General features: G+C 59.7%; 15 protein-coding genes. 5 read left to right on the top strand and 10 right to left on the bottom strand.

From position 1 onward, the window contains the following. Positions 1–24: 24 nt before the first annotated feature. From DSCA_RS12015 to DSCA_RS11995, 5 genes are all read right to left on the bottom strand, one after another. Complete coding sequence (locus DSCA_RS12015) at positions 25–516, bottom strand: EF-hand domain-containing protein (protein ID WP_155316662.1); 492 nt, start codon at positions 514–516, stop codon at positions 25–27. Positions 517–799: 283 nt separating this feature from the next. Continuing rightward, positions 800–1,255: a MarR family winged helix-turn-helix transcriptional regulator gene (locus DSCA_RS12010; RefSeq protein ID WP_167527738.1), complete on the bottom strand. Its 456-nt coding sequence runs from the start codon at positions 1,253–1,255 to the stop codon at positions 800–802. A 73-nt stretch (positions 1,256–1,328) separates the two neighbouring features. Beyond that, a complete protein-coding gene (locus tag DSCA_RS12005; protein WP_155316660.1) occupies positions 1,329–2,744 on the bottom strand; it encodes an efflux transporter outer membrane subunit in 1,416 nt (471 codons plus the stop codon). Next, entirely contained in the window at positions 2,741–5,920 is a 3,180-nt protein-coding gene (locus DSCA_RS12000; RefSeq protein ID WP_155316659.1) for an efflux RND transporter permease subunit, read from the bottom strand. The genes DSCA_RS12005 and DSCA_RS12000 overlap by 4 nt, the downstream gene beginning before the upstream one ends. Before the next feature lie 12 nt (positions 5,921–5,932). Next, entirely contained in the window at positions 5,933–7,132 is a 1,200-nt protein-coding gene (locus DSCA_RS11995; protein ID WP_155316658.1) for an efflux RND transporter periplasmic adaptor subunit, read from the bottom strand. 208 nt (positions 7,133–7,340) lie between these two features. Between DSCA_RS11995 and DSCA_RS11990 the strand changes: the two genes are divergently transcribed. Beyond that, on the top strand, positions 7,341–7,976 hold the full coding sequence (locus DSCA_RS11990) for a TetR/AcrR family transcriptional regulator (RefSeq protein WP_155316657.1): 636 nt from the start codon (positions 7,341–7,343) through the stop codon (positions 7,974–7,976). A gap of 260 nt (positions 7,977–8,236) precedes the next feature. On the opposite strand, the gene DSCA_RS11985 is transcribed toward DSCA_RS11990, so the two are convergent. Beyond that, positions 8,237–11,059, bottom strand: a complete 2,823-nt coding sequence (locus DSCA_RS11985; protein ID WP_155316656.1) for a DUF1638 domain-containing protein — start codon at positions 11,057–11,059, stop codon at positions 8,237–8,239. A gap of 353 nt (positions 11,060–11,412) precedes the next feature. On the opposite strand from DSCA_RS11985, the gene DSCA_RS11980 reads away from it, so the two are divergent. The 3 genes from DSCA_RS11980 to DSCA_RS11970 all read left to right on the top strand — a co-directional run bounded on the left by DSCA_RS11980 (position 11,413) and on the right by DSCA_RS11970 (position 14,244). Continuing rightward, positions 11,413–12,714, top strand: coding sequence for a cupin domain-containing protein (locus DSCA_RS11980; RefSeq protein WP_155316655.1), 1,302 nt, complete (start codon positions 11,413–11,415; stop codon positions 12,712–12,714). Positions 12,715–12,949: 235 nt separating this feature from the next. Further along, positions 12,950–13,411: a MaoC family dehydratase gene (locus tag DSCA_RS11975; protein ID WP_155316654.1), complete on the top strand. Its 462-nt coding sequence runs from the start codon at positions 12,950–12,952 to the stop codon at positions 13,409–13,411. Positions 13,412–13,629: 218 nt separating this feature from the next. Continuing rightward, entirely contained in the window at positions 13,630–14,244 is a 615-nt protein-coding gene (locus tag DSCA_RS11970) for a hypothetical protein (protein WP_155316653.1), read from the top strand. Positions 14,245–14,300: 56 nt separating this feature from the next. On the opposite strand, the gene DSCA_RS11965 is transcribed toward DSCA_RS11970, so the two are convergent. The 4 genes from DSCA_RS11965 to DSCA_RS11950 all read right to left on the bottom strand — a co-directional run bounded on the left by DSCA_RS11965 (position 14,301) and on the right by DSCA_RS11950 (position 20,393). Further along, positions 14,301–15,578: an EAL and HDOD domain-containing protein gene (locus DSCA_RS11965; RefSeq protein WP_155316652.1), complete on the bottom strand. Its 1,278-nt coding sequence runs from the start codon at positions 15,576–15,578 to the stop codon at positions 14,301–14,303. 277 nt (positions 15,579–15,855) lie between these two features. Further along, on the bottom strand, positions 15,856–18,360 hold the full coding sequence (locus DSCA_RS11960) for a glycogen/starch/alpha-glucan phosphorylase (protein ID WP_155316651.1): 2,505 nt from the start codon (positions 18,358–18,360) through the stop codon (positions 15,856–15,858). 268 nt (positions 18,361–18,628) lie between these two features. After that, complete coding sequence (locus tag DSCA_RS11955; RefSeq protein WP_155316650.1) at positions 18,629–19,441, bottom strand: GIY-YIG nuclease family protein; 813 nt, start codon at positions 19,439–19,441, stop codon at positions 18,629–18,631. A 322-nt stretch (positions 19,442–19,763) separates the two neighbouring features. Continuing rightward, the gene (locus DSCA_RS11950; protein WP_155316649.1) at positions 19,764–20,393 is read right to left on the bottom strand and encodes a hypothetical protein; all 630 of its coding nucleotides are present in this window, start codon (positions 20,391–20,393) and stop codon (positions 19,764–19,766) included. A 166-nt stretch (positions 20,394–20,559) separates the two neighbouring features. On the opposite strand from DSCA_RS11950, the gene DSCA_RS11945 reads away from it, so the two are divergent. Beyond that, positions 20,560–21,018 carry an Hsp20/alpha crystallin family protein gene (locus DSCA_RS11945; protein ID WP_155316648.1) on the top strand — a complete coding sequence of 153 codons (459 nt, stop codon included), beginning with the start codon at positions 20,560–20,562 and terminating at the stop codon, positions 21,016–21,018. Positions 21,019–21,042: the final 24 nt, after the last annotated feature.

Raw genomic sequence — 21,042 nt, 5'->3', positions numbered from 1 at the left:
CCGGGACGGGCGGCCGGCGAAGGCCTATGCCCGGGTGTCGACGGGGGCGTAGGATTGATTTTCGCCCTTCAGGGTGTCGATCCACGCCCGGGTTACCGCGTCCTCCCGGTCTTCATCCCCCGACTCGGACAGGGCGTCGAGCAATTGCGCGATGGTGGACTGGGCGTCGGCGCCGTCCTGACCGTATACGCCGGACGTCTCCGCCTGCGGCGGCGGTCCTCCCCCTGCCCCCGGTCCGCCAGCTGGTGGCGGTCCCATCTGATCCTTGAGGCTTTCCATGGCGGCCTGGGTTTCCTCCTGGTTGAGAACCCCGTCGCCGTCGCCGTCATACGCCTCCATCAGGCTGTCCACGTCGATTTCAGTGCCGGTCTTTTCGGCCATTTTTTCCGCCATGGCGCCGAGTTCGTCCCTGTCGATGCTGCTGCTGCCGTCTTTGTCCATGCGGTTGAACATCTGCTGCGGGTCGGGACGCATGCCCCCCATCATAGCGTTCATACCTGAAATACCTGACATCATGATTCTGCCTCCTTGGGTTTGGGTGAGATGAATGCCAAACCATCCAATATGGTTTTCTCATGGCCTCGTAATCAACGTCTGGTTGTGCTATCGGCCGCTGTCTGTGTGCCTTTATGGGAGTTGGGTTACGGGCGGGTAACAGTTTGTAACGGCAGGAGGGACATGCAGGAGAAAGCGGAAGGCAGTATTCGCCTTCAGGGGCGTCGGCAGACGGCTCACCCTCTTGGATGGAACGGCGGGCAGGCGGTTGAGATCGGGCTGCGGCACTACAGCCGGGAGCCGGTCACGAGTTCGTGTCGGTCATCTCCGTCTCAATCTGGCTGAAAGCGGTCAGCCATTGGCTGGCCTTGTCCGGGCCGGCCTTTGCCAGAAGATCGCAGATGGGCCGAAGGCGCCGGGCTTCTTCACGAGCCAGTTCGCCGGCTGCCAGCGGCGTCAGGGCGATGACGCATTTCCGCCGGTCTTTTTGATGCGCTCCCCGTTTCAAAAAGCCCTGCTCGACCAGCCGTTCGACCATGACCGAGACCGAAGGGGCGGTTACCCGCAGGTGCCGGGCCAGCTCGGTGACCGTCACCGGCTGGCACTGCCGGACCACCTCGCATAGATGACATTGCGTCGGGGAGAGCACTTTATCGCCGGATTGGATCCGGCCCGGGCTGCACCTGTCGATGATTCTGCTGCTGGTGCGGCAGATGCGTCGGGCCATCTCCATGAATTCTTTTTGGCGTTTCATTGGCATGTGGAAGCGGCCGGCGCCATGGGCTGTGGTCGGGCAGAAGGGGCAGCGGGCATCCCGAGGTCCCGGGGCCGGTTCACTCCGCGCCGCCGCCCAATACGGCGTAGAGTCGCACCTGGTTGGCGATTTTTTCCCGTTTGAGCACCACCAGTTCCTGTTGGGCGGCGTAGAGCGAGCGGTGGGCATCCAGGACGCTGAGGTAGTTGTCGATTCCCTTGGTGTAGCGCATGTCGGAAAGGCGATAGGTCTCCGATGCGGCCCGTACCAGGGACTGCTGGGCGGCCAGGCGGTCGTCGATGGTTCCCTGGACGGCCAATGCGTCGGCCACCTCCCGGAATGCGGTCTGGATGGCTTTTTCGTAAGTAACCAGGGCGATCCGGTTTTCTGCCCTGGCGGCGTCCACCGCCGACCACAGCCGCGCATCGAACACCGGCAAGGCCAGCTGGGGGGCGAACAGCCAGGTGCCCGATCCGGATTCGAACAGACCGGACAGATCGCCGCTGGCCGTTCCCAGGGTCGTGGTCAGCGAGATGCGCGGAAACAGCGCAGCCCGGGCCGCGCCGATGTTGGCGTTGGCCGCCTTGAGCTGGTTTTCGGCCTGCAGGATGTCCGGGCGCAAAAGCAGCACCTCCGAAGAAAGGCCGGCCCGGACCACTGCGGGCGGTTTTACGCCGGCCAGGTCGTCGGGCAGCATCTCCTCGGGAACCGGCGCCACTGTACCGACGAGCAGTTTCAGTGCGTTGGCATCCCGGGCCACCTGCAGGGTGTAGCTGGCGATGTTGCGGCGGGCCACATCCACCTGGGTCTGGGCCCGGTTGAGATCGATTTCCGAGGCCAGGCCGACGTCATAGCGCCGTTTGATCAGCCGGTAGGAATCCTGCTGGGCCTGGAGGGTGGTTCGCGACAGGGCCAGGTTCTCCCGGTCGGCGGCCAGGGAGAGATAGGCATCGGCAACGGACGAGACGATCAGGATCCGGGTGCTGCGGTATGCCTGCTCCGTGGCCAGGAAGGATTCCAGGGCCTGGTCCCGCAGACTGCGCAGGCGACCGAAAAAATCGATCTCCCAGGCGAAGATCCCCAGATTGACATCGTACTGCTCCGGCCGTTCGACGTCGCCGGTGTTGGTGAGGTCCGCCGGGACGCGCTGTCTGCTGGCGTTGGCGGTGGCGTCCACGGCCGGATAGAGGGCCGACCGCTGAATGCCGTAGACTGCCCGGGCCCGTTGCACATTGAGGGCCGCCAGGCGCAGGTCGCGGTTGTTTTCCAGGGCCGCTGCGATGGTCTGCTGCATGCCCGGGTCGACGAAGAATTCCCGCCAGGGGATATCGGCGGCACGGAGCCCATCGGGCTGGATATCGGTTTTCCCATCGGCCGGTCCGTCGGGCCAGGAGTCGGCTACCGGCGCGTCGGGCCGGGTATAGGTCGGGGTCAGGGAGCAGGCGCCCAGCAGCAGGGCGATGCCGACCCATACGAAAATAAAGTGCCTGTTCATGAGACTGTCCCCCCTGAGCCGTTTTCAACAATGTGTTTCATGGTAACGCTTTTTCGATGTTTTCCCAGCGCTTTGTAAATAATCACGTAAAAAAGCGGGGCAAACAGGGTCACCAGGATGGTGGACGTGACCATGCCGCCCAGCACCCCGGTGCCGATGGCCCGCTGGGCCCCGGCCCCGGCCCCGCTGGCCAGGAACAGGGGCAGGACACCGAATCCGAAGGCCAGGGAGGTCATGATGATGGGGCGCAGGCGCAGCTTGGCCGCTTCGAGGGTGGCCGCGGTCAGCCGGGCGCCTTCATCCACCCTGGCCCGGGCGAACTGGACGATGAGGATGGCGTTTTTGGTGGTCAGCCCCATGGTGGTCAGCAGCCCGATCTGGAAATAGACGTCGTTGGGCATTCCCCGCCATGTGGAGGCGATCACCCCGCCGATGGCCCCCAGGGGCAGGGTCAGCAGAATCGCGATGGGGATCGGCCAGCTCTCGTACAGGGCCGCCAGGCAGAGGAAGATGACGAAGATGGAAAAGGCATACAGCAGCGGCGCCTGGGAGCCGGCCATGCGCTCCTGGTAGGACAGGCCCGTCCAGTCGAAGCCGATCCCCTCGGGCAGCCGGGCCACGATCTCTTCCATGGCCGCCATGGCCTCACCCGAACTGCGCCCCGGGGCCGGCTCGCCCCAGACGTTGATGGCGGGGAAGGCGTTGTAGCGCTCCAGCCGCGGCGACGCCTGGGTCCAGTGCCCTGAGGCAAAGGAGGCGAAGGGGACCATTTTGCCGGCCGTGTTGCGCACATAGAGCTTGTTCAGGTCCTCGGGCAGCATGCGGTCCGGGGCGTCGGCCTGGACGAAGACCCGCTTGACGCGCCCGGCCTGGATAAAGTCGTTGACATAGGAACTGCCGAAGGCCGCGGCGATGGTGGTGTGGATGCTGGAGATGGGCACCCCAAGGGCGCCGGCCTTGTCCCAGTCGACGTCGATGCGGTATTCGGGTACGTCCTCCATGCCGTTGGGCCGCACTTTGACCAGGCGCGGGTCCTGGGCCGCCATGCCCAACAGCTGGTTGCGGGCCTCGATCAGTTTGGCATGGCCCACCCCGCCGCGATCCTGGAGCTGGAAGTCAAACCCGGTGGCATTGCCAAGTTCCAGTACCGCCGGCGGCGGAAAGGCGAAGACCATGGCTTCCCTGATCTGTGAAAAAGCGCCCATGGCCCGGCCGGCAATCGCGTCGACCTTCAGATCCGGCCGCTGGCGCAGGTCCCAGTCCCTGAGCTTGACGAAGGCCAGTCCCATGTTCTGCCCCTGGCCGCCGAAACTGATTCCCGGAATGGTCATGATCGAATCCACGGCCTCTTTTTCACGGGTCAGAAAATGGTCCCGGACTTTGTCCATGACCCTATCGGTCTGCTCCAGGGTGGCATTTCCCGGCAGCACGGCCTGGACCAGCATGATCCCCTGGTCTTCGTTGGGCAGGTAGTCCGTGGGCATGCGTCTGAAAAGATAGCCCATGGCGACCACGATCAGCACAAATACCAGCAGGTAGCGCAGTTTTTTGGCCAGCACCCGGCCGACATGTTTGACGTAGATGTCACGGAAACGGGAAAAGGACCGGTCGAACCACCGGAAAAAGGGGCGCAGGAAAAACACGGCGCCGTCGGCCGGTTGGTGCCCTGCCGGTACCGGCTTGAGCAGCGCGGCGCACAGCACCGGGGTCAAAATCAGGGCCACCACCACCGACAGGAGCATGGCCGCGGCGATGGTCAGGGAAAACTGGCGGTAGATGACACCGGTGGACCCGGGGAAAAAGGCCATGGGCCCGAAGACCGCCGCCAGCACCAGACCGATGCCGATGAGCGCGCTGGTGATCTGGTCCATGGACTTGGCCGTGGCCTCCCGGGGCGAGAGGCCTTCTTCGGCCATGATGCGCTCCACATTTTCCACCACCACGATGGCATCGTCCACGAGCAGGCCGATGGCCAGCACCATGGCGAACATGGTGAGCATATTGATGGAAAACCCGAACAGCCCCAGAACGGCAAAGGTCCCCAGCAGCACCACCGGCACAGCGATGGTGGGGATCAGGGTGGCCCGGAAGGTCCCCATGAACAGATACATGATCACGAAGACCAGAAAAACCGCCTCGAAGAGCGTTTTGACCACCTCCCGGATGGCCACCTCGGTAAAGGGGGTGGTGTCATAGGGATAGACCACCTTCATACCGGGCGGAAAATAGCGGCTCATCTCCTCCATTTTCGCTTTGACGGCATCGGCCGTGTCCAGGGCGTTGGCGCCGGCGGCCTGGCGGATGGCCATGGCGGCAGCGGGCTTGCCATTGTTTTTGGCCACCACGTCGTAGCGCTCGGTGCCCAGTTCGGTTCGTCCGATGTCCCTGATCCGCACCACCGACCCGTCGGGGTTGGTCACGATCGGGATGGCGGCAAACTCCTCGGGGGTCTGGAGCAGGTGCTGGACCACGATGGCCGCATTCAGGCGCTGGCCTTCCACGGCCGGGGTCCCGCCGAACTGGCCGGCCGAGACCTCCACGTTGTAAGCCTGCAGGGCCCCGATAACGTCTTCCATGGTCAGATGAAAATTGGTCAGTTTGTCCGGGTCCGTCCAGATCCGCATGGCGTACTGGGATCCGAAGGCTTCGACCTCACCCACCCCCGGCACCCGGGAGAGGATTTTTTCCAGGTTGGACTGGGCGTAGTCGCGCAGATCGTCGCCGTTCATGCTGCCGTCTTCGGAAATCAGCCCGATAATGATCAGGTAGTTGCGGGTCGATTTGCTGACCTTCACACCTTGGCGCTGGACCACGTCCGGCAGGCTGGCCATGGCCAGCTGGAGCTTGTTCTGCACCTTGGACCAGGCCAGGTCCGGATCGGTGCCCGGCTCGAAGGTCAGTTCGATCCGCGAGGTGCCGGAGGACGAACTTTCTCCGGAAAGGTAGAGCATGTCGGCCAGGCCGGTCATCTTCTGCTCGATGATCTGGGTCACCGTGTTTTCCACGGTCTCCGCCGAGGCCCCGGGATAATAAGACTCGATGGCGATGGACGGCGGGGCGATGGGCGGATACTGGGATATGGGCAGGTTATAGATGGCCAGGGCCCCGGCGCTCATCATGACGATGGCGATCACCCAGGCGAAGACCGGCCGGTCCAGGAAGAATTTCGATAACATCAGATGCCTCCGTTAGTTGGGTGCGCCGGCCGGCGGGGTCGCTTTGGCCGGATTCGCGTCGGCTGCATGGAAAGGGGATGGCTTCACCAGGGTGCCGGGCCGCAGCATTTTCAGCCCCTCGACGATCACCCGGTCGCCGGAGGCCAGGCCGGCCGAAACCAGCCACTGGTCGCCTACGGCGCGGTCCACGGTGAGCATGCGCAGGGCTGTCTTGCTTTCGTCATCCACGATCAGGGAGATGGGGTTGCCCCGACGATCCCGGGAAACGCCCTGCTGGGGGATCAGGACGGCCGCCTGGTTGACGCCCTCATTGATGACGGTGTGCACGAACATGCCCGGCAGCAGCGAACCGTCGGGGTTGGGGAACACGGCCCGCAGGGTCACCGAACCGGTGGTGGGATCCACGGTCACATCCTGGAACTGCAGGGTTCCCTCCTGGGGATAGGTGGCGCCGTCTTCCATGATGAGGGTGGCGATTTTGTGGTTCATGTCGTCCCGGTTGAGGCGGCCGTCTGCCAGGCGCCGCTTCAGGCGCAGCAGTTCGGTGGTCGACTGTGGCACATCCACATAGATGGGATCCAGTTGCTGGATGGTTGCCAGGGCCACCGGCTGATAGGCGGTCACGATGGCCCCTTCGGTCACATTGGAACGGCCGATGCGGCCGGAGATGGGCGCGGTGATGCGGGTGTAGTCCAGGTTGATGCGGGCGGTCTCCACCGTGGCCTGCCAGTACTGGACGTCGGCCTCGGCCTGCCTGAGGGAGGCGTTGGCATCGTCGTAATCCTGTTGGCTGACCGCTTTTTCGGCCAGCAGTTCCTCGTAGCGATCGACCCTGGATTGAACGGCGGGCAGGTTGGCCCTGGATCGGGCAAGGGCGGCCTCGGCGTTTTTCAGCGTTGCCTGAAAAGAGGCGGGGTCAATCTGGTAAAGAACCTGACCGGCCTTTACGTCGACGCCCTCGGTAAACAGCCGTTTCTGGACGAGGCCGTTGACCTGGGGCCGGATCTCGGCGATCCGGTAGGCGGATGTGCGGCCGGGCAATTCGGTTGTCAGCATGATCGGTTGCGGCTGGACGGTTACCACCGATACCTGGGGCGTCGGCGCCGGCTGCCGGGTTTCCTTTTTGGCTTTCTGGCAGCCGACCATGGCCAGGACGGCCAACGGGACGATCGCCATGCCAATTTTTACCCTCATTTGATTTATCGGTTTCATGGGTACCTATTTCCTCCGTCTGCTGTTTCCATTTGGTGTTGAGGATGCCATTTCGTTGTCGATCCATGGATCACACCTGCCGTGATGGCAGGGCGGATATAGCAAAGACAGTTGACATTATCAAATAAATTTTTTAAAAAGTCATTTAAAATAAACAATTAATATTCTGTATTAGTTTTTAACTATTCGTAAATATAAGGTTTATTAAATGGCAAAGCGGAAAGACGGCAAGGAAACCAAGCAGAAATTACTGGATGCAGCCTGCTCGGTATTTGCGGAAAAGGGGTACCGGATGGCAACGATCACCGAGATCTGCCGTCGGGCCGGTGCCAACGTGGCCGCCGTCAACTACTATTTCGGCGACAAGGACTCGTTGTACGTGGCGGCCTGGCGCCAGGCCTTGCAGCAGTTTCTGGCCGGGATGGAAGAAACGTCAGCGGATCTTTCGCCGGAAAAGCGGTTCGGCTTTATGATTCATCGATTTATCGTCAAGATTCTGAACATCGATGGGCACAGGAGCAATTTTCGGCGGATGGAACTGATGGAACTGGCCAATCCGACCGGCTTGATCGACGAGGCCTGGAAAGAGGAAATCGCTCCCCGCCGACAAGAGATGACCGAACTGATTCGAAAGATCATGGGGCCGGATGTGCCCGAGACGGCAGTCAAGCTCTGCGAGATGAGCATCGTCAACCAGTGCCGGGGATACAGCCTGCTTCGCAGAAGCCGGGTTGACTTTCTCGATGAGGATGAACTGACCCCCGAATGCGTAAATCGGATCGCCGAGCACACCACGCAGTTCTCCCTGGCCGGCATCAAAGCGATCCGTGACCTGGTCGAATAGACCTGTGCCGTGTTTTAAGATTCCGGAGAATCACGTCTTTGGCCCAGGTCAGGGCCAGTCGGTGTTGCCTGAATTCGATAAAGGAGAATTCGGGAGTCAGCATCCAGAAGAAGGAACCGCCTTCGGCGCAATCACGGACAGGGAATCGCCGGTGTGCAGCGGCATCGAACCTCTACTGGCCTCTGCCTCCCGTATTCCTGGATTCACCTCAGACAATGGCCCGCCATTGTAACCGCATCCGTTCCTCATGGGGGGGCGACCTATACGGCGCTGACCATCGGCGTTTCGGCCACGACGCGGTCGGGGGGACCGGTGAGCCGAGCCTTGAGGATCCGGCCGATGAAGACCGGATTCCCGCCGGCATCCACGGGAAGCTGGTCCTCGGTTTCGATCGTGACCTCGGTGCTGCTGGTGCCGGCTTCCCGGCCCAATGTCCGCACCATGCCGACCAGTTGGCCTTTGGCGAATGCATCCGCCGTCTCGAATTCCTTGAAACGCCTGGCGCCGGAGAGGCCTTCGATGAGAAATCCGCTGTCCCCACCGGGGATGATGCGCACCTGGCGCTCGATTACCACGCTGCTGGTGATGGCCCCGATGGCGTTGGCCACGTCGGCATGCTCGGGCAGGACGGCCCGGGCACCGATCATGGCGGCTGCCCGGGGAAGGAAAAAGGCGATGGGCGCGCCGATGCCCACCACCGGCCGTTTGAAGTCGATGTGCATGCGATAATGGCTGTTCCCGCCGTTGAAGACGTTGTTCATCAAAGCCTGGCAGACCGGGCAGCTGTGCAGGGCCTCGGGGTTGACCTCATCGTCCAGCTGGCGTTTTAGAATCTCCAGGGCCAGGTTTCGCGATACGGTTTCCAGCAGTTCTTTCAGCAGGGCGTTTTCCGCTTTTTTGTTCAAGGCGGCGAACATGTGGAAAAACCGGTCGGCCGTCGCCGGGTCCCAGCGCCGGAACTCTCCATTGATATGCAGCAGGTCGGTCGGGGTCAGCCCGCAACGCTGGACGACAAAGTTTTCTTCCAGCCGGTCCAGGGGAAGGTGGCGGTCCAGAAGCACACCGGTCCGGCGGGTCAGTTCCAGGATGGATCGGGGTCGTTTCCCAAGCAGGTCCAGGACCTTCTTCTCCATCTCCGTCGGCTCCAGCCGGTCCGCCGTTTCGTTGAGGGCGAGGATCTGCATGTTTCGGGTGCTGGTCTCAAAATGGCGCAGGCGGGTGCTCAGGTATTCGATGGCCTCAACGGCGCCGTCCGAATTGGCACCCAGCCAGGCAATGGGCGCCACCCGGCGGGGACCGATGGAGAGGGTGCCTTTTTCGCGGTTGATCAGGCTGTCACCCCCCAGTCCGGCAGTGCGGATATCCAGGGCCCGTACATGGGTCCGCCGGCCGGCCACGGTGGATCCGGTGCTGCAGACGCGCACCCTGCCGTCCTCGACTGCCGCTGTGTCCGTGGTGGTGCCGCCCACATCCACCACCAGGGCATCTTCAAGGCCGGTGAGGTGCCGGGCGCCGGCCACACTGGCGGCCGGACCGGAGAATATGGTTTCCACCGGCCGCTGTTTGGCCATCTCCGCCTGCATCAGGGTCCCGTCTCCCTTGACCACCACGATGGGTGCGAGAATGTTGTTTCTTTTGAGGGAATGTTCCAGATTGACGATCAGCCGGCCCAGTCGGGGTATGATGCGGGCATTCAGCACCGCCGTGGTGGCCCGGATTGTAAAATCGAGAATGGCGGACAACTCATGCCCGCAGGTGACCCACAGGCCCGTTTCCTCCCGGATGATGCGTTTGACCGTCAATTCGTGGTCCGGATTGATGGCACCGGCAAAACCGGATACCGCAAAGGCGCTGACGCGCTCTATTTCCACCATCCGCGTGACGGTCTGCCGCACCCGTTCTTCGTCCACCGGCTCGATTTCTTCACCGGTGATGGACAGGCGTCCGGGGATCAGTGCCTTGGGTTCGTGGTGAAAATCATCCGGCCGGTATATGCCGTAAGGGGGCATGAGCAGCAGGCCCACCCGCTGGCCGTCGCCCTCCACGATGGCATTGGTGGCCAGGGTCGTGGACAGGGCCACCATCTCCACCTGTTTCAGCTGGTCCGGATCCAGTTTTTCGAGGGCCCGATCGATGCCGACCGTAAAATCCCAGCGGGTCGTGAGGGCCTTGCCTTTGCACCGGGTGGCCTTGCTGATGAAATCGTAGACCACCGCGTCCGTATAGGTGCCGCCGGCATCGATGCCCAGTCCGATGCCGGCGGTGCGCGACGCGGCTGGCGCGCCCCCGGTGACCACGGTGGTGCCGTCCCCTGTGGCGGAGCGCTCCGCCCACAAGGGATGCGATGACAGGGTGCCGGTCACCGCATCGAATTCGATGGCGTGCCGGGGCGCGACGAAAAGGATCTCGTCGGTGGTGGCGGTGCCGGTCAGCATTTTTTCGACCAGGGCCAGGCTGCCGGGGATTTTTTCATAGCGCCAGCCATAGGCCTCGGCCATTTCCCGGGCATGCTTCTCGGATTTCCCGCCGTTTCTGACGCCGGTATCGATATAGGCGGCCCGCTGATAATTTTTTTGCCACGAGTTGAGAAAGGCAATGGTCTGGTCCGCCGCCCGCTCGCCGTGCTGACGGGCGATGTCGTCACGGTGGACCCGCTGGTCGCCATACCAGGCCTGCAGTTTGCGCTGGGAAACCGGTACGGCTTTTTCCTCGTACCATCCGGCGGTGATGTAGTAAGAACCGGGGAATTTTTTGAATTGCCTGCGATACGCCTCGGGGCCGCCCAGGAACATGGCGATGCAGTCGTGCACCTTGGGGATGGTCAGCGGGATCTCACGGGCCTGGATACCGATGGTGCCCCTGCCGCAGACCCCGTAACCGATCACGATCCGTTCGGCGTCGCCGGCGGCCGATACCGCATCGATGGCCGCCTGCAGCTTTTTTTTCAGCAGGTCGGGCCGTTCGTGAAGTCCGGCTTCCAGGAATTTGAAGTCGACGTCGAGCCCCAGGTGCCTGGCGGCATGCTTCATGTCCACTCCGAGCACCGCACATCCGATGACAACGATCGGTTTCTTTTTCACCATGGTTTTGCCTTCCGAATTATCAGCGCCCAAGCCAGTGGCCCAACCCGCTGTTTCCTGTCGTATAGCTGTCGCTGCCGCATTAATTGATCCGACAGGTTTTTGGCAACCTTTTTTTTAACTTTCGTCCAACCCGCCCGTTAGTGTATCGTGATCACCGAAGTTGAAATGTCAACCGATGTCAACAGGTGCCGCATTCATGTTTGACGGATTCGTAAAAATGCCGATTTCTGCGTTACGCTTCATCCCTCGTCACTGCGGCGTACCGTCAGTACGCCTCATTCCTTACGACTCGCAAGCCTTGATCTCGGCTTTTTTACGAATCCGTCGGAAATGCACTTTTTTACGAGGGTATCATGTTTAAAAATAAAATCCGCGTATCTTCGGGGGTCCGGCAGCTTGACCGGCAGTTGGGGGCGCTGTTTATCGGCGATAACGTCGTCTGGTACGACGATGCCGGCAGCCTGGCCGCGACCTTCAGCCTCAATTTTGTGCATGAATCCCAGCGTCAGGGCAAGCCGTTGATATACATCAGCTTTGACCGGTCCCCCCGAACCCTGCTGGAGGATCTGGGACCGCTGGCGGAGAATCAGCATCTGACCATCCTGGACTGCTTCACCCACGGAAAAGGGGACGGCAGCGAGGTGTTCAGTAAATTTTACGAGAAAGACGGCGCCCGGTGGCCCTACCGCATCGTTCGAATCAACGAACCCGGAGATCCGAAAGTGGTCTCCGATGCCTTTTACAGCCTGCACGGTTCCATGACGGGGGACGTGCGCTTCGTATTCGACTCGCTCACCGGCATGCAGGACCTGTGGGGAGGGGAAGAGGCGATTCTGAAGTTTTACTCCCATGCCTGCCCGCGACTCTATGAACTGGATACCATCGCCTATTGGATCATGGAAAAGCGTGCCCACTCGGAACGGCTGAGGGCCAACATCAACCATATTGCCCAGGTGGCCATCGACCTGTCCGTCAAACGGGGAAAGTCGGCACTGACCATCCTCAAGGCGGACAAACGCAAGCCCGACGCGCTGAACCGTCCCCTGATATACTGGAACGACGGACTGGCGGTGGCCTTTGAAACGGAGACCGGCAAGGGCGGAAACATCGATCTGGGCGGCCGGGTCAAACAGATCAGAAAACGGCAGGCCATGGCCCAGAAAGAGCTGGCCGCCCTGGTGGGAGTGACGCCCAGCACCATTTCCCAGATCGAAAGCGGTACCATCTACCCCTCTTTGCCGGGGGTGTACAAAATCGCCCAGGTGTTGAACGTTCCGGTGGCCGCTTTTTTCCAGGAGCGGTCCGACGCAGTGGATCAGGTGGTTTTCTCGGACGGCGGCACCCGGGTCGCCCTGTCCGACCTGCCGAAACGGGATGCGGTCGGTTACCGGCTGAGTCCGGCGGAATTCGATGCAGACGCCGAACCCTACCTGATCGAAATTCCCCCCGGCAAGAAACTTTCCGCCCATTTTTTCGTCCACAAAGGCCAGGAAATGGGGTATCTCCTCGAAGGCCAGGTGGAATTGAACGTCGGCAACCGCATGATTCCGGCAAAACCGGGGGATGTGATCTATCTCAGCAGTGAAACCCCCTCCCAATGGAAAAACACGGGCAAGGGGAAGGCGAGGCTGCTGTGGGTTAAGATAAAAAAATGAGAAGGATCCAAGGGGCCAAGGGACGAGGGGCAAGGAAGGCATTCCGCCTTTTTTCAATCGCCATCATGAGATGATTTCAACCCTGGTCTTTCGAAATTGCAAATGGGTTGTTTTGTGGCTCGCTTTTCACAACGATCCGAACCTGAAGCTTGATCCAACAGTTAAACGATCGTCTGCCTTCACTCGAACCCCGGACCCCTCGAATCCTTGAACCCTAAGGAAACGGAGTTTTCCCATGACCGACATCCGCCGCCGGACCGTTGCCGGGCTGAAGACCGGTGATACATTCACCCTCACCCGGACCTTTTCCGAGAAAGATGTCAAGGCCTTTGCCGACGTGACCCGGGACGACAACCCCATCCACTCCAGCCGGCGGTTCGTTGCCCTCAAGGGGTTCACGGACCGGATCTGCCATGGCCTGCTTGTGGGCGGCATGATCACCGAGATGGGCGGCCAGATGGGATGGCTGGCCTCGGGGATGAATTTCAGGTTCAGGAAGCCGGTTTATCTCAACGACACCATCACCTGCCGCTGCACGCTCATCGCCCTGGATGAGAAGAATCGGGCGGAAGCCGAAGCCGTCTTTACCAACCAGCGCGGGGAGATCGTCCTGGAAGCCGGGCTTTTTGGCGTCCTGCCCAACCTGCAGGAACGGGAGGTGCTCCGTGACCTGTTGGGTGCCGGGCCCCCTGGTTGACCCTTTACGGCGGTTGCATCCAGAAACAGGGACCGGAAAACCATTTGTAACCCCCCGATCCATCTGATACTGAAAATACAGCGTTCCATCCGGTTTGAATTCCGTTCGTCATATCCACTGGTTTTACTGATACCCGAAAGGCCCGCGCGGGCGTATGCCCCCCTGCGACTGGCCGGCATACGACAACCCTTTTACCCTCTGGAGAAAGGAACTGGCTGATGGCGATTTACGATGACGTGAGAGAGCGGCTGGATACCGGTGACATCGTACTGTTTTCAGGAAAAGGCCTGATCAGCATGGGGTTGAAGATCGGCGCCCTTTGCACCTGGTCTCACGTGGCCATGGTGGTACGCGTGAAACAGCCGGACGTGGCCCTGCTTTACCAGGCCACGCCGGTGTGCAAGGCAAAGGACTTTGTTGACGGCAATCTGAAAAACGGGGTGCAGATCAACGTGATGAGTGAAGCGGTCAAGGCCTACAATGGTACGATCGCCGTCCGGCACCTGAGCGTTGACCGCACGCCCGGCATGCTCGACGCCCTTTCCCGTTTCCGACAGGAGATGAAAGACCGCCCCTACGAAGCGCACATCATCCAGATGGTCAAGGCCGTGTGGGACGGTCCCATGGGCCATGTGGAAGAGGACCTGTCCAGCCTGTTCTGCAGCGAATTGGTGGGCGAGGCCTACCAGCGCATGGGACTGCTTCCGGACAATGAATGCGGCGGCAAGCCCTGTACGGAATACACCCCGAAGAATTTTTCCACCGAAGGCGGTGGCCTTGATCTGCTTCTCGGGGCCACGCTCGGGGAAGAGATCGTGATCAAGGAAGGGTAGGCCGCCTTTCCCGAACGATAGAAAGGGGATGCCCCGGGGGCATCGGTATCGACCGTCTAATCGGTATCATGCCGGTCCACGCCGTCCGCCGACGTCAATTGGTTGGCCCATTCCACGGCATCCTTGAAGGCGGCTGTCACCTTCGCCCGATCCAGGTTGAGCTGCTGCATCATGGCTCCGGCGTCCTCCCAGCGGGCTTCCTCGACGCACTGGGCGAGACGGACCAGCGGCAGGTACTCGTTGTTGGAATCGCGGCGCAGGGCGCCCTTGATTTTGTTTTCGATGGGCAGAAAGGTGACGATGTCCGCCATGGGGGTGCCCAGCATGGTGTCGAGCAGGGAAAACAGTCCCAGCAGGTGCAGGCTTTCCGGATCGAACCCCCAGAAATCGTGATGCCGGGCCACCAGTTCCAGGAATTTGCCCCGCTGGGCGGAAAGACGGAGCAGGTCCGGCGTGTCTGCGGCCTGGCTCATGTCGTTGAGCAGGACCACCCGCAGCCAGTTTTTCAGTTTCGGCCATCCCAGCAGCCGGATGGCATGGTGGATGGATTTGATTTTTTGAGAAAAGCCGAAGGCGGAGGCGTTCAGGTAGGCCAGCAGGCGGAAGCTGATGGCGGCATCGGATTGAATGGTTTCCGCGAGGCCATCGATATCCGGGTCCTGCTGTTCGATACTTTTGAGCAGTTGCAGGCGCGACACCGCGCTGGAGGTCATCTTCCTCACCCTGATGGTGTCCGGCTGCTTGAAAAAGGCCCCCTCGAACAGGGTGACACCCGCTTCCCGGACCATGTCGAAGGCGGCGGCCTCATCCACCCGACGGGCCAGCAGCTTGGCATCCACATCGTGGATGGTGGCCAACAGGGTCGACACCTCCGCTTTTTGTTTGCCGATCACCGGTACGGCAATGATGTCCGCCAACCGGTATAACGGCTCGAACTGCCGCTCACCGCTGAACCCGCTGACGGCGATCAGGTAGCCATCGGATTTCAGGCGTGCCAATATCTCAGGGATGGTCGGGCGCAGAAATACCTGTTCATCCACCTGGACCGCGGCAAGCACCGGGGGCAGGGCATAGGGCATGTCATCCAGGATGCCGATCTCATCAAAATTGAGCATTATTTTGTGGCCCTGCTTCAGAATCTGCTGGAGCCCCATATACGCGCTTGCGGCAACGTTGATGGCCGTATTTTCCGGCGTGCAGTCCGGTGTGGCCGACGGGTCCTCGCCGACACAAAACAGTTCATAACCCCACAATCGACGGTTCTGGTCAAAAATGGGCTGCCGGGCGATGGACACCGAACTGGCAGGAGAGGGCATGCTTTTATCTTCGGGCATGTGGATGGCCTCTTGGTTGACAAATTGTTGATTTTTCCTGAAAGCTTTGTTTTTTGATCACAAAACCAATTATAAATCACAATACCCAAAACCCAAATGGCAAATGAATCACAATAGCCAAATTCAAAATTTCAAACTGGAAATATCATAATGACAATCTGTTGCAGGACCTGGCCCTGAATTTGCGGTTAGGATATTGTGATTTGGAATTTATTTGGGATTTGGCGTTTAACAATTGTTATTTTTTTGAGGATTGGCGCTTCCGCGAATCTTACCTTCAGCCTAAAGACTCTTCACCTAATTCAACCGCCGGCAGCGGCTTCAATTCCCAGATGCGGTCGGCGTATTCCCTGACCGAGCGGTCGCTGGAGAATTTACCCATGCGGGCGGTGTTGAGGATCGATTTCCGGGCCCATTCTTCCTTGTCCTGAAAGGCATTGTCCACCGATTCCTGAGCGGTTAGATAGTCCCGGTAGTCGGCCAGGAGCATGTAGTAATCCCCCTGGTGAAGCAGCGAATCGACGACGGGCGCAAAGAGATGGGGGTCTTCCGGCGAGAAGTCACCCCGGCTGATGCTGTCCAGGGCCTGTTTCAGTTCGGCATCACCGTCGTAGTAGGTCCCCGGGTGGTAGCCGCCGTTGCGAAGGGTGGTTACCTGGCCTGCCGTCAGCCCGAAGATGAAAATGTTTTCCCGGCCCACTTCCTCCATGATTTCCACGTTGGCGCCATCAAGGGTGCCGATGGTCAGGGCCCCGTTCAGGGACATCTTCATGTTTCCCGTTCCCGATGCTTCCATACCGGCGGTGGAAATCTGCTCGGACAGGTCTGCCGCCGGGATAATTTTCTCGGCCTGGGAGACGCAGTAATTGGGTAAAAACAGGACCCTCAGCTTTCCCTGGATGTCCGGGTCATTATTGATTTTCTCAGCCACGGCGTTGACCAGACGGATGATCAGTTTGGCCTGGTGGTAGGCCGGGGCGGCTTTGCCGGCAAAGATGGTCGTACGCGGCACCACCGGGAGGCCGGGGGCGGCCTTGATGCGGTGAAAACGGGTAATCACGTGCAGCACGTTGAGCAACTGCCGCTTGTATTCATGGATGCGTTTGACCTGCACCGAGAAAAGGGTGTCCGGATCGATGCCCAGACCGATTTTTCTCAGGACATAGCGTGCCAGCCGTTTTTTGTTGTCCCGTTTGGTCTCCATCCAGCGTCGGCGAAATGCAGCGTCGTCGGCCAGGGGTTCCAGTTCCCGCAGTCGATCCAGATCCGTGATCCACTCGGGCCCGATGGTTTCATTGATCAGCCGTGCCAGCAGGGGATTGGCCTGGGCCAGCCATCGGCGGGGGGTGATGCCGTTGGTGACATTGGCCAGGCGTCCGGGGAATACCGTGTCGAAGTCCCTGAACAGATCTTCCCTGATAATTTTGCTGTGCAGCTCGGCCACGCCATTGACGGTATGGCTGCCCACGATGGCCAGATGGGACATGCGGACCCGCTGCTGACCGCTGTCCGTAATCAGCGATACACGCCCCGGAAGGCTGCTGTCCGATGGCTGGCGGGTTCGCACCTCGTTCAGAAAACGGCGGTTGATCTCGAATATGATTTCCATGTGCCGGGGCAAAAGCCGGCGGATGAGGTCAACGGGCCAGGTCTCCAGGGCTTCCGGGAGTATCGTGTGGTTGGTGTAGGCGAACGTTTTTTCGCAGACGGGCCAGGCGTCGTCCCATGCCATCCCCTCCCCGTCCATGAGCAGGCGCATGAGTTCGGGAATGGCGATGGCCGGGTGGGTGTCGTTGAGCTGGATGGCCACGAAATCGGGAAGTTCGGAGAAATTCCGGTTCAATTTTTTGAATCGACGCATGATATCGGCCAGGGTGGCGGCCACGAAAAAATACTGCTGTTTCAGGCGCAGTTCCCGGCCCTGTTCCATTTCGTCGCTGGGGTAGAGCACCCCTGAGATGTTTTCGCTGAGCACCTTGGCCTCGACGGCGCCGATATAGTCTCCCTGGTTGAATTCATCCAGGTTGAACTCCCGGCTGGACTGGGCCCGCCACAGTCTCATATTGGTGACGAAACCATCTCCGTAGCCGGGGACGAGGATATCGCAGGCCATGGCCATGACCACTTCGCCGTCGACCCAGCGGTAGTACTGGCGGCCGTTGGCATCGGTGCGGGTTTCGGTGTGGCCGTAAAAGCGGACCGGAATTAAAAATTCTCCACGGCGGATTTCCCAGGGCGTTCCTTTACGGGCCCAGTTGTCGCATTGTTCCCGCTGCCATCCATTTTCCATGGTCTGGTGGAATATGCCGTAATCGTAGCGGATGCCGTAACCGTAGCCGGGAAAGTCCAGGCAGGCCAGCGAGTCCATGTAGCACGAGGCCAGGCGTCCCAGGCCGCCGTTCCCCAGGCCGGCATCCCATTCTTCCTCTTCCAGTTCGTCGAGATCAAAGCCCATCTTCTCCACCGTCCGGCGGGCTTCGTCAACCATCTTCAGGCTGATCAGGTAGTTCATGAGAAATCGGCCCGGCAGAAATTCCAGGGAGAGAAAGTACACCCGCTTGGCCAGGGTGTCATACTGGGAGCGCTGGGTGTGGAACCACCGGTCCATGAGGCGGTCTCGGACGCTGTATGCCAATCCCATGAAACAGGCATGCCGGTTGGGTTTGGCCGGGTCCCTGCCCATGGTGAACCGCATGTGACGCTGGATATCCTTTTCCAGTGTCCGGTCGCACAGGCACGCCTCCCTGCCGCCGATGCTGTTTTGGTGGTGCTTGTCATCCATGTGGCGATCCTCCTGTAAAAAAGACGTTACCGTCAATCCCGGGTCAAGCGGCAAGGAGAACGGTCCATAAAAGATATACGGCAGCCGGGCCTGAAAGGCATGTTTTCCAGGGTAGGGCAAGTGGATGGCGGAGCAGGGTATGCACTAAAAAGAATCAGGCATTTTCGACTGTCGGTACATCGTTTTTCCAATTTAGCCCAATGATGCGGCCAGATCAACGCCATTTCAATGGCGGCCGCCCCGGGATCGGCGAAAACGCAGCGGGATCTTATTTTTCATTGTAACCAAATTCAATCGAACGCAGCACCTGTTTCCAGTGCTGTGCCCTGGACAGGACATAATCCCTGCCTGTCTTCAGGTCGCAGATTTCGAGTATGGAAAATTGGAAATTGAACTGGTAGTCGCCCACCTCGCGGCTCAAAAGCCGGCTCAATGGTTTGACATCCGCATGGCCGCTGATGGCAAAAGAGACCCATTGATGCCAGATCGTGTCGCCGCCATGGGCGCTGCCGACAAAATGTTTGCCGGTATGGGTGTCAGTAACCAGATAAATCCCGCTGACATTGCTCAGGGCTTCTTTCCATTGGGGTAAATTTTTTCGGACAACGGTTCGCAGCAGCCGGTAACTCAGGTTGATGGCATTGTATCCGGGAAAGTCCGAAACCCGCATCCGCTTTTCACGAATTTCAGATACCAGCAGCTTGTCGATGTATTTTATGCCGATCAAATGGGATGCGATAAAGCGCTTGCGGAACTGGATGACGATGCGACCGGTGAGATGCTCGAGGCCGGCCATCTCTTTGGTGCCATATTCAAACCAGCTTTTGTCCCCCGCTTTGCGGTGTTTTACGCCCAGCACCTGGTATATGCCGGCAAAAAGCCATTTGTCCTCCTGCAGGTGGATCAGGGAGATGATCTCATCGCATCGAAAATTCTGCTGGTTCTGATGCTCCTGCCAGGCCTTGAACCGGCCTTCGAAGAAGGCTTCCAGCGGGGAGTCGTCCTTGCCCGCAGCGCAATGAATTTTATAGCTGTTCAGGTAAACGCCGGTGATCTTGAGCAGATCGATGAGTTTGATCATTTCGGGACTCCCATCCTCCAGTTAAGGCAGCGATTCGCCGGAACTCCTTTTTCGGGGACGATCTGCATGCGGGCGGGACTTACCCCCCCCCTGGAAGCACGGGGTTCCGCGGATGCAATGTCAGCGGAAAACATGATAACCCATTCTCATCGGTACTGCAACCGGTGTGAAGGGGCGGCCCGGTTTGGCCGTTATAGGGTCAACGGTCCGGTGCTTTCCGGCAACGAGGGGCATCGGCGCCCCTGACCGGGGGGCATTTCCAGCCCCGGATGAAATTGCGCCACGTTGCGGCCGTGAAGGTGCCGGCCGTGGGGCGATCCTATCACTCAAACTGCACCTCAATCTGGTTCAGATCGTCCGGATCGAAATCCTCGATGCCTTGGGTTCGCTCAAGAAAGGCCGCCATGGCTTTGGCCGCAACGGTGTAAGTATCCATCACCGATGCCATCCGGGTGACGACCGGATCGTCCTCCCCCAACTGATCGCTCATCTGCTCGAGCAGCTGCATTCCTTTATTGAAATGCCGCTGGATTCCGGAGAAGGCCGCCTTGCGCATTTCATACTTTTTTTGTTCCCTGTCGATTACCGGCAGCAACCGTCTTACCGAGAACTCCACCAGTGCATCGCGGGGCGCGTTGAAGGCCCTTGAAATTTCATCCAGCAGCGAGAGGGAACTTCGGCTGATCACGTAGGTTTTCTGGACCCGGTTTTCAGGCCGGACCCGGGCATTTTGAACCTCCCGGGCAATGGCGTTGAGTGACTCGCTGTCCTGGGCCAGATGATCGAACAGGGATTTTTGTTTGATGCCCAACTGTGCGGCAACAATGCTGATGGCCTCGATGCACCCCGAGGAGAGCTTGAAGGTGGCTCGCACCGATTGCCGGCCGCGAAGGCCCGAACTGGAAATAAACATCAGGGACTGATTTTTACTTTTCGTGTGTTTCGGATTCATATTCAATCTCCACGTACGGCGCTTTTTAGTAATTACTTTTATACAACATTTTTAGAAAATAATGCAATTAAAAAATATTTCTACTATATTGACAACGTCAAATCGATAAATATTCTTTGGAAAAATCAGACGGGTTGGAAAGACCCACAACCAAAGGAGGCAGGTAATGATTTACAGAACGCTTTTCGGTGCTCCCGGTCAGCGCTTCGGTGCTCCCTACACAGATCTTGACGGTGTGCGGCGTCAGATGGAGCGGCTTTTCGACGCCTTCGGGGACAGGCAGTCCGGCCGTGTCGGAGCCGGTGTCTATCCGGCGGTGAACATCACGGAGGATGCAGAGGCTTTTTACGTCAGTGCGGAACTGCCGGGAGTTAAATCCGCGGACCTGGACCTCAATGTCACCGCCAATCAATTGAGCCTGGCCGGCGAACGCAAGATCTCTGAAGAGGATGCCGATGCCCGATATCATCGCCGGGAGCGTGAAGCAGGGCGCTTTTCGCGGGCCATTGCCCTGCCCGGCGACATCGATCCCGAAAACGTCAAGGCCCGGCTGGCGGACGGCGTACTGACCGTGACCATCGCCAAAGCGGAAAAGGCCAAGCCCCGACAGATTGCGGTTCAATAACCCGGACAGTAAAGGAGGAACGGA

Origin of the sequence: Desulfosarcina alkanivorans, assembly GCF_009688945.1 — a bacterium.
Classification (GTDB): Bacteria; Desulfobacterota; Desulfobacteria; order Desulfobacterales; family Desulfosarcinaceae; genus Desulfosarcina; species Desulfosarcina alkanivorans.
Note: the sequence above shows the minus strand (reverse complement) of the source record. Positions and strands in the feature narration are given on the sequence as shown.

Coding starts and splice junctions, on each gene's coding strand:
- DSCA_RS12015 (WP_155316662.1), bottom strand. CDS start 516: ATGATGTCAGGTATTTCAGGTATGAACGCTATGATGGGGGGCATGCGT.
- DSCA_RS12010 (WP_167527738.1), bottom strand. CDS start 1,255: ATGCCAATGAAACGCCAAAAAGAATTCATGGAGATGGCCCGACGCATC.
- DSCA_RS12005 (WP_155316660.1), bottom strand. CDS start 2,744: ATGAACAGGCACTTTATTTTCGTATGGGTCGGCATCGCCCTGCTGCTG.
- DSCA_RS12000 (WP_155316659.1), bottom strand. CDS start 5,920: ATGTTATCGAAATTCTTCCTGGACCGGCCGGTCTTCGCCTGGGTGATC.
- DSCA_RS11995 (WP_155316658.1), bottom strand. CDS start 7,132: ATGAAACCGATAAATCAAATGAGGGTAAAAATTGGCATGGCGATCGTC.
- DSCA_RS11990 (WP_155316657.1), top strand. CDS start 7,341: ATGGCAAAGCGGAAAGACGGCAAGGAAACCAAGCAGAAATTACTGGAT.
- DSCA_RS11985 (WP_155316656.1), bottom strand. CDS start 11,059: ATGGTGAAAAAGAAACCGATCGTTGTCATCGGATGTGCGGTGCTCGGA.
- DSCA_RS11980 (WP_155316655.1), top strand. CDS start 11,413: ATGTTTAAAAATAAAATCCGCGTATCTTCGGGGGTCCGGCAGCTTGAC.
- DSCA_RS11975 (WP_155316654.1), top strand. CDS start 12,950: ATGACCGACATCCGCCGCCGGACCGTTGCCGGGCTGAAGACCGGTGAT.
- DSCA_RS11970 (WP_155316653.1), top strand. CDS start 13,630: ATGGCGATTTACGATGACGTGAGAGAGCGGCTGGATACCGGTGACATC.
- DSCA_RS11965 (WP_155316652.1), bottom strand. CDS start 15,578: ATGCCCGAAGATAAAAGCATGCCCTCTCCTGCCAGTTCGGTGTCCATC.
- DSCA_RS11960 (WP_155316651.1), bottom strand. CDS start 18,360: ATGGATGACAAGCACCACCAAAACAGCATCGGCGGCAGGGAGGCGTGC.
- DSCA_RS11955 (WP_155316650.1), bottom strand. CDS start 19,441: ATGATCAAACTCATCGATCTGCTCAAGATCACCGGCGTTTACCTGAAC.
- DSCA_RS11950 (WP_155316649.1), bottom strand. CDS start 20,393: ATGAATCCGAAACACACGAAAAGTAAAAATCAGTCCCTGATGTTTATT.
- DSCA_RS11945 (WP_155316648.1), top strand. CDS start 20,560: ATGATTTACAGAACGCTTTTCGGTGCTCCCGGTCAGCGCTTCGGTGCT.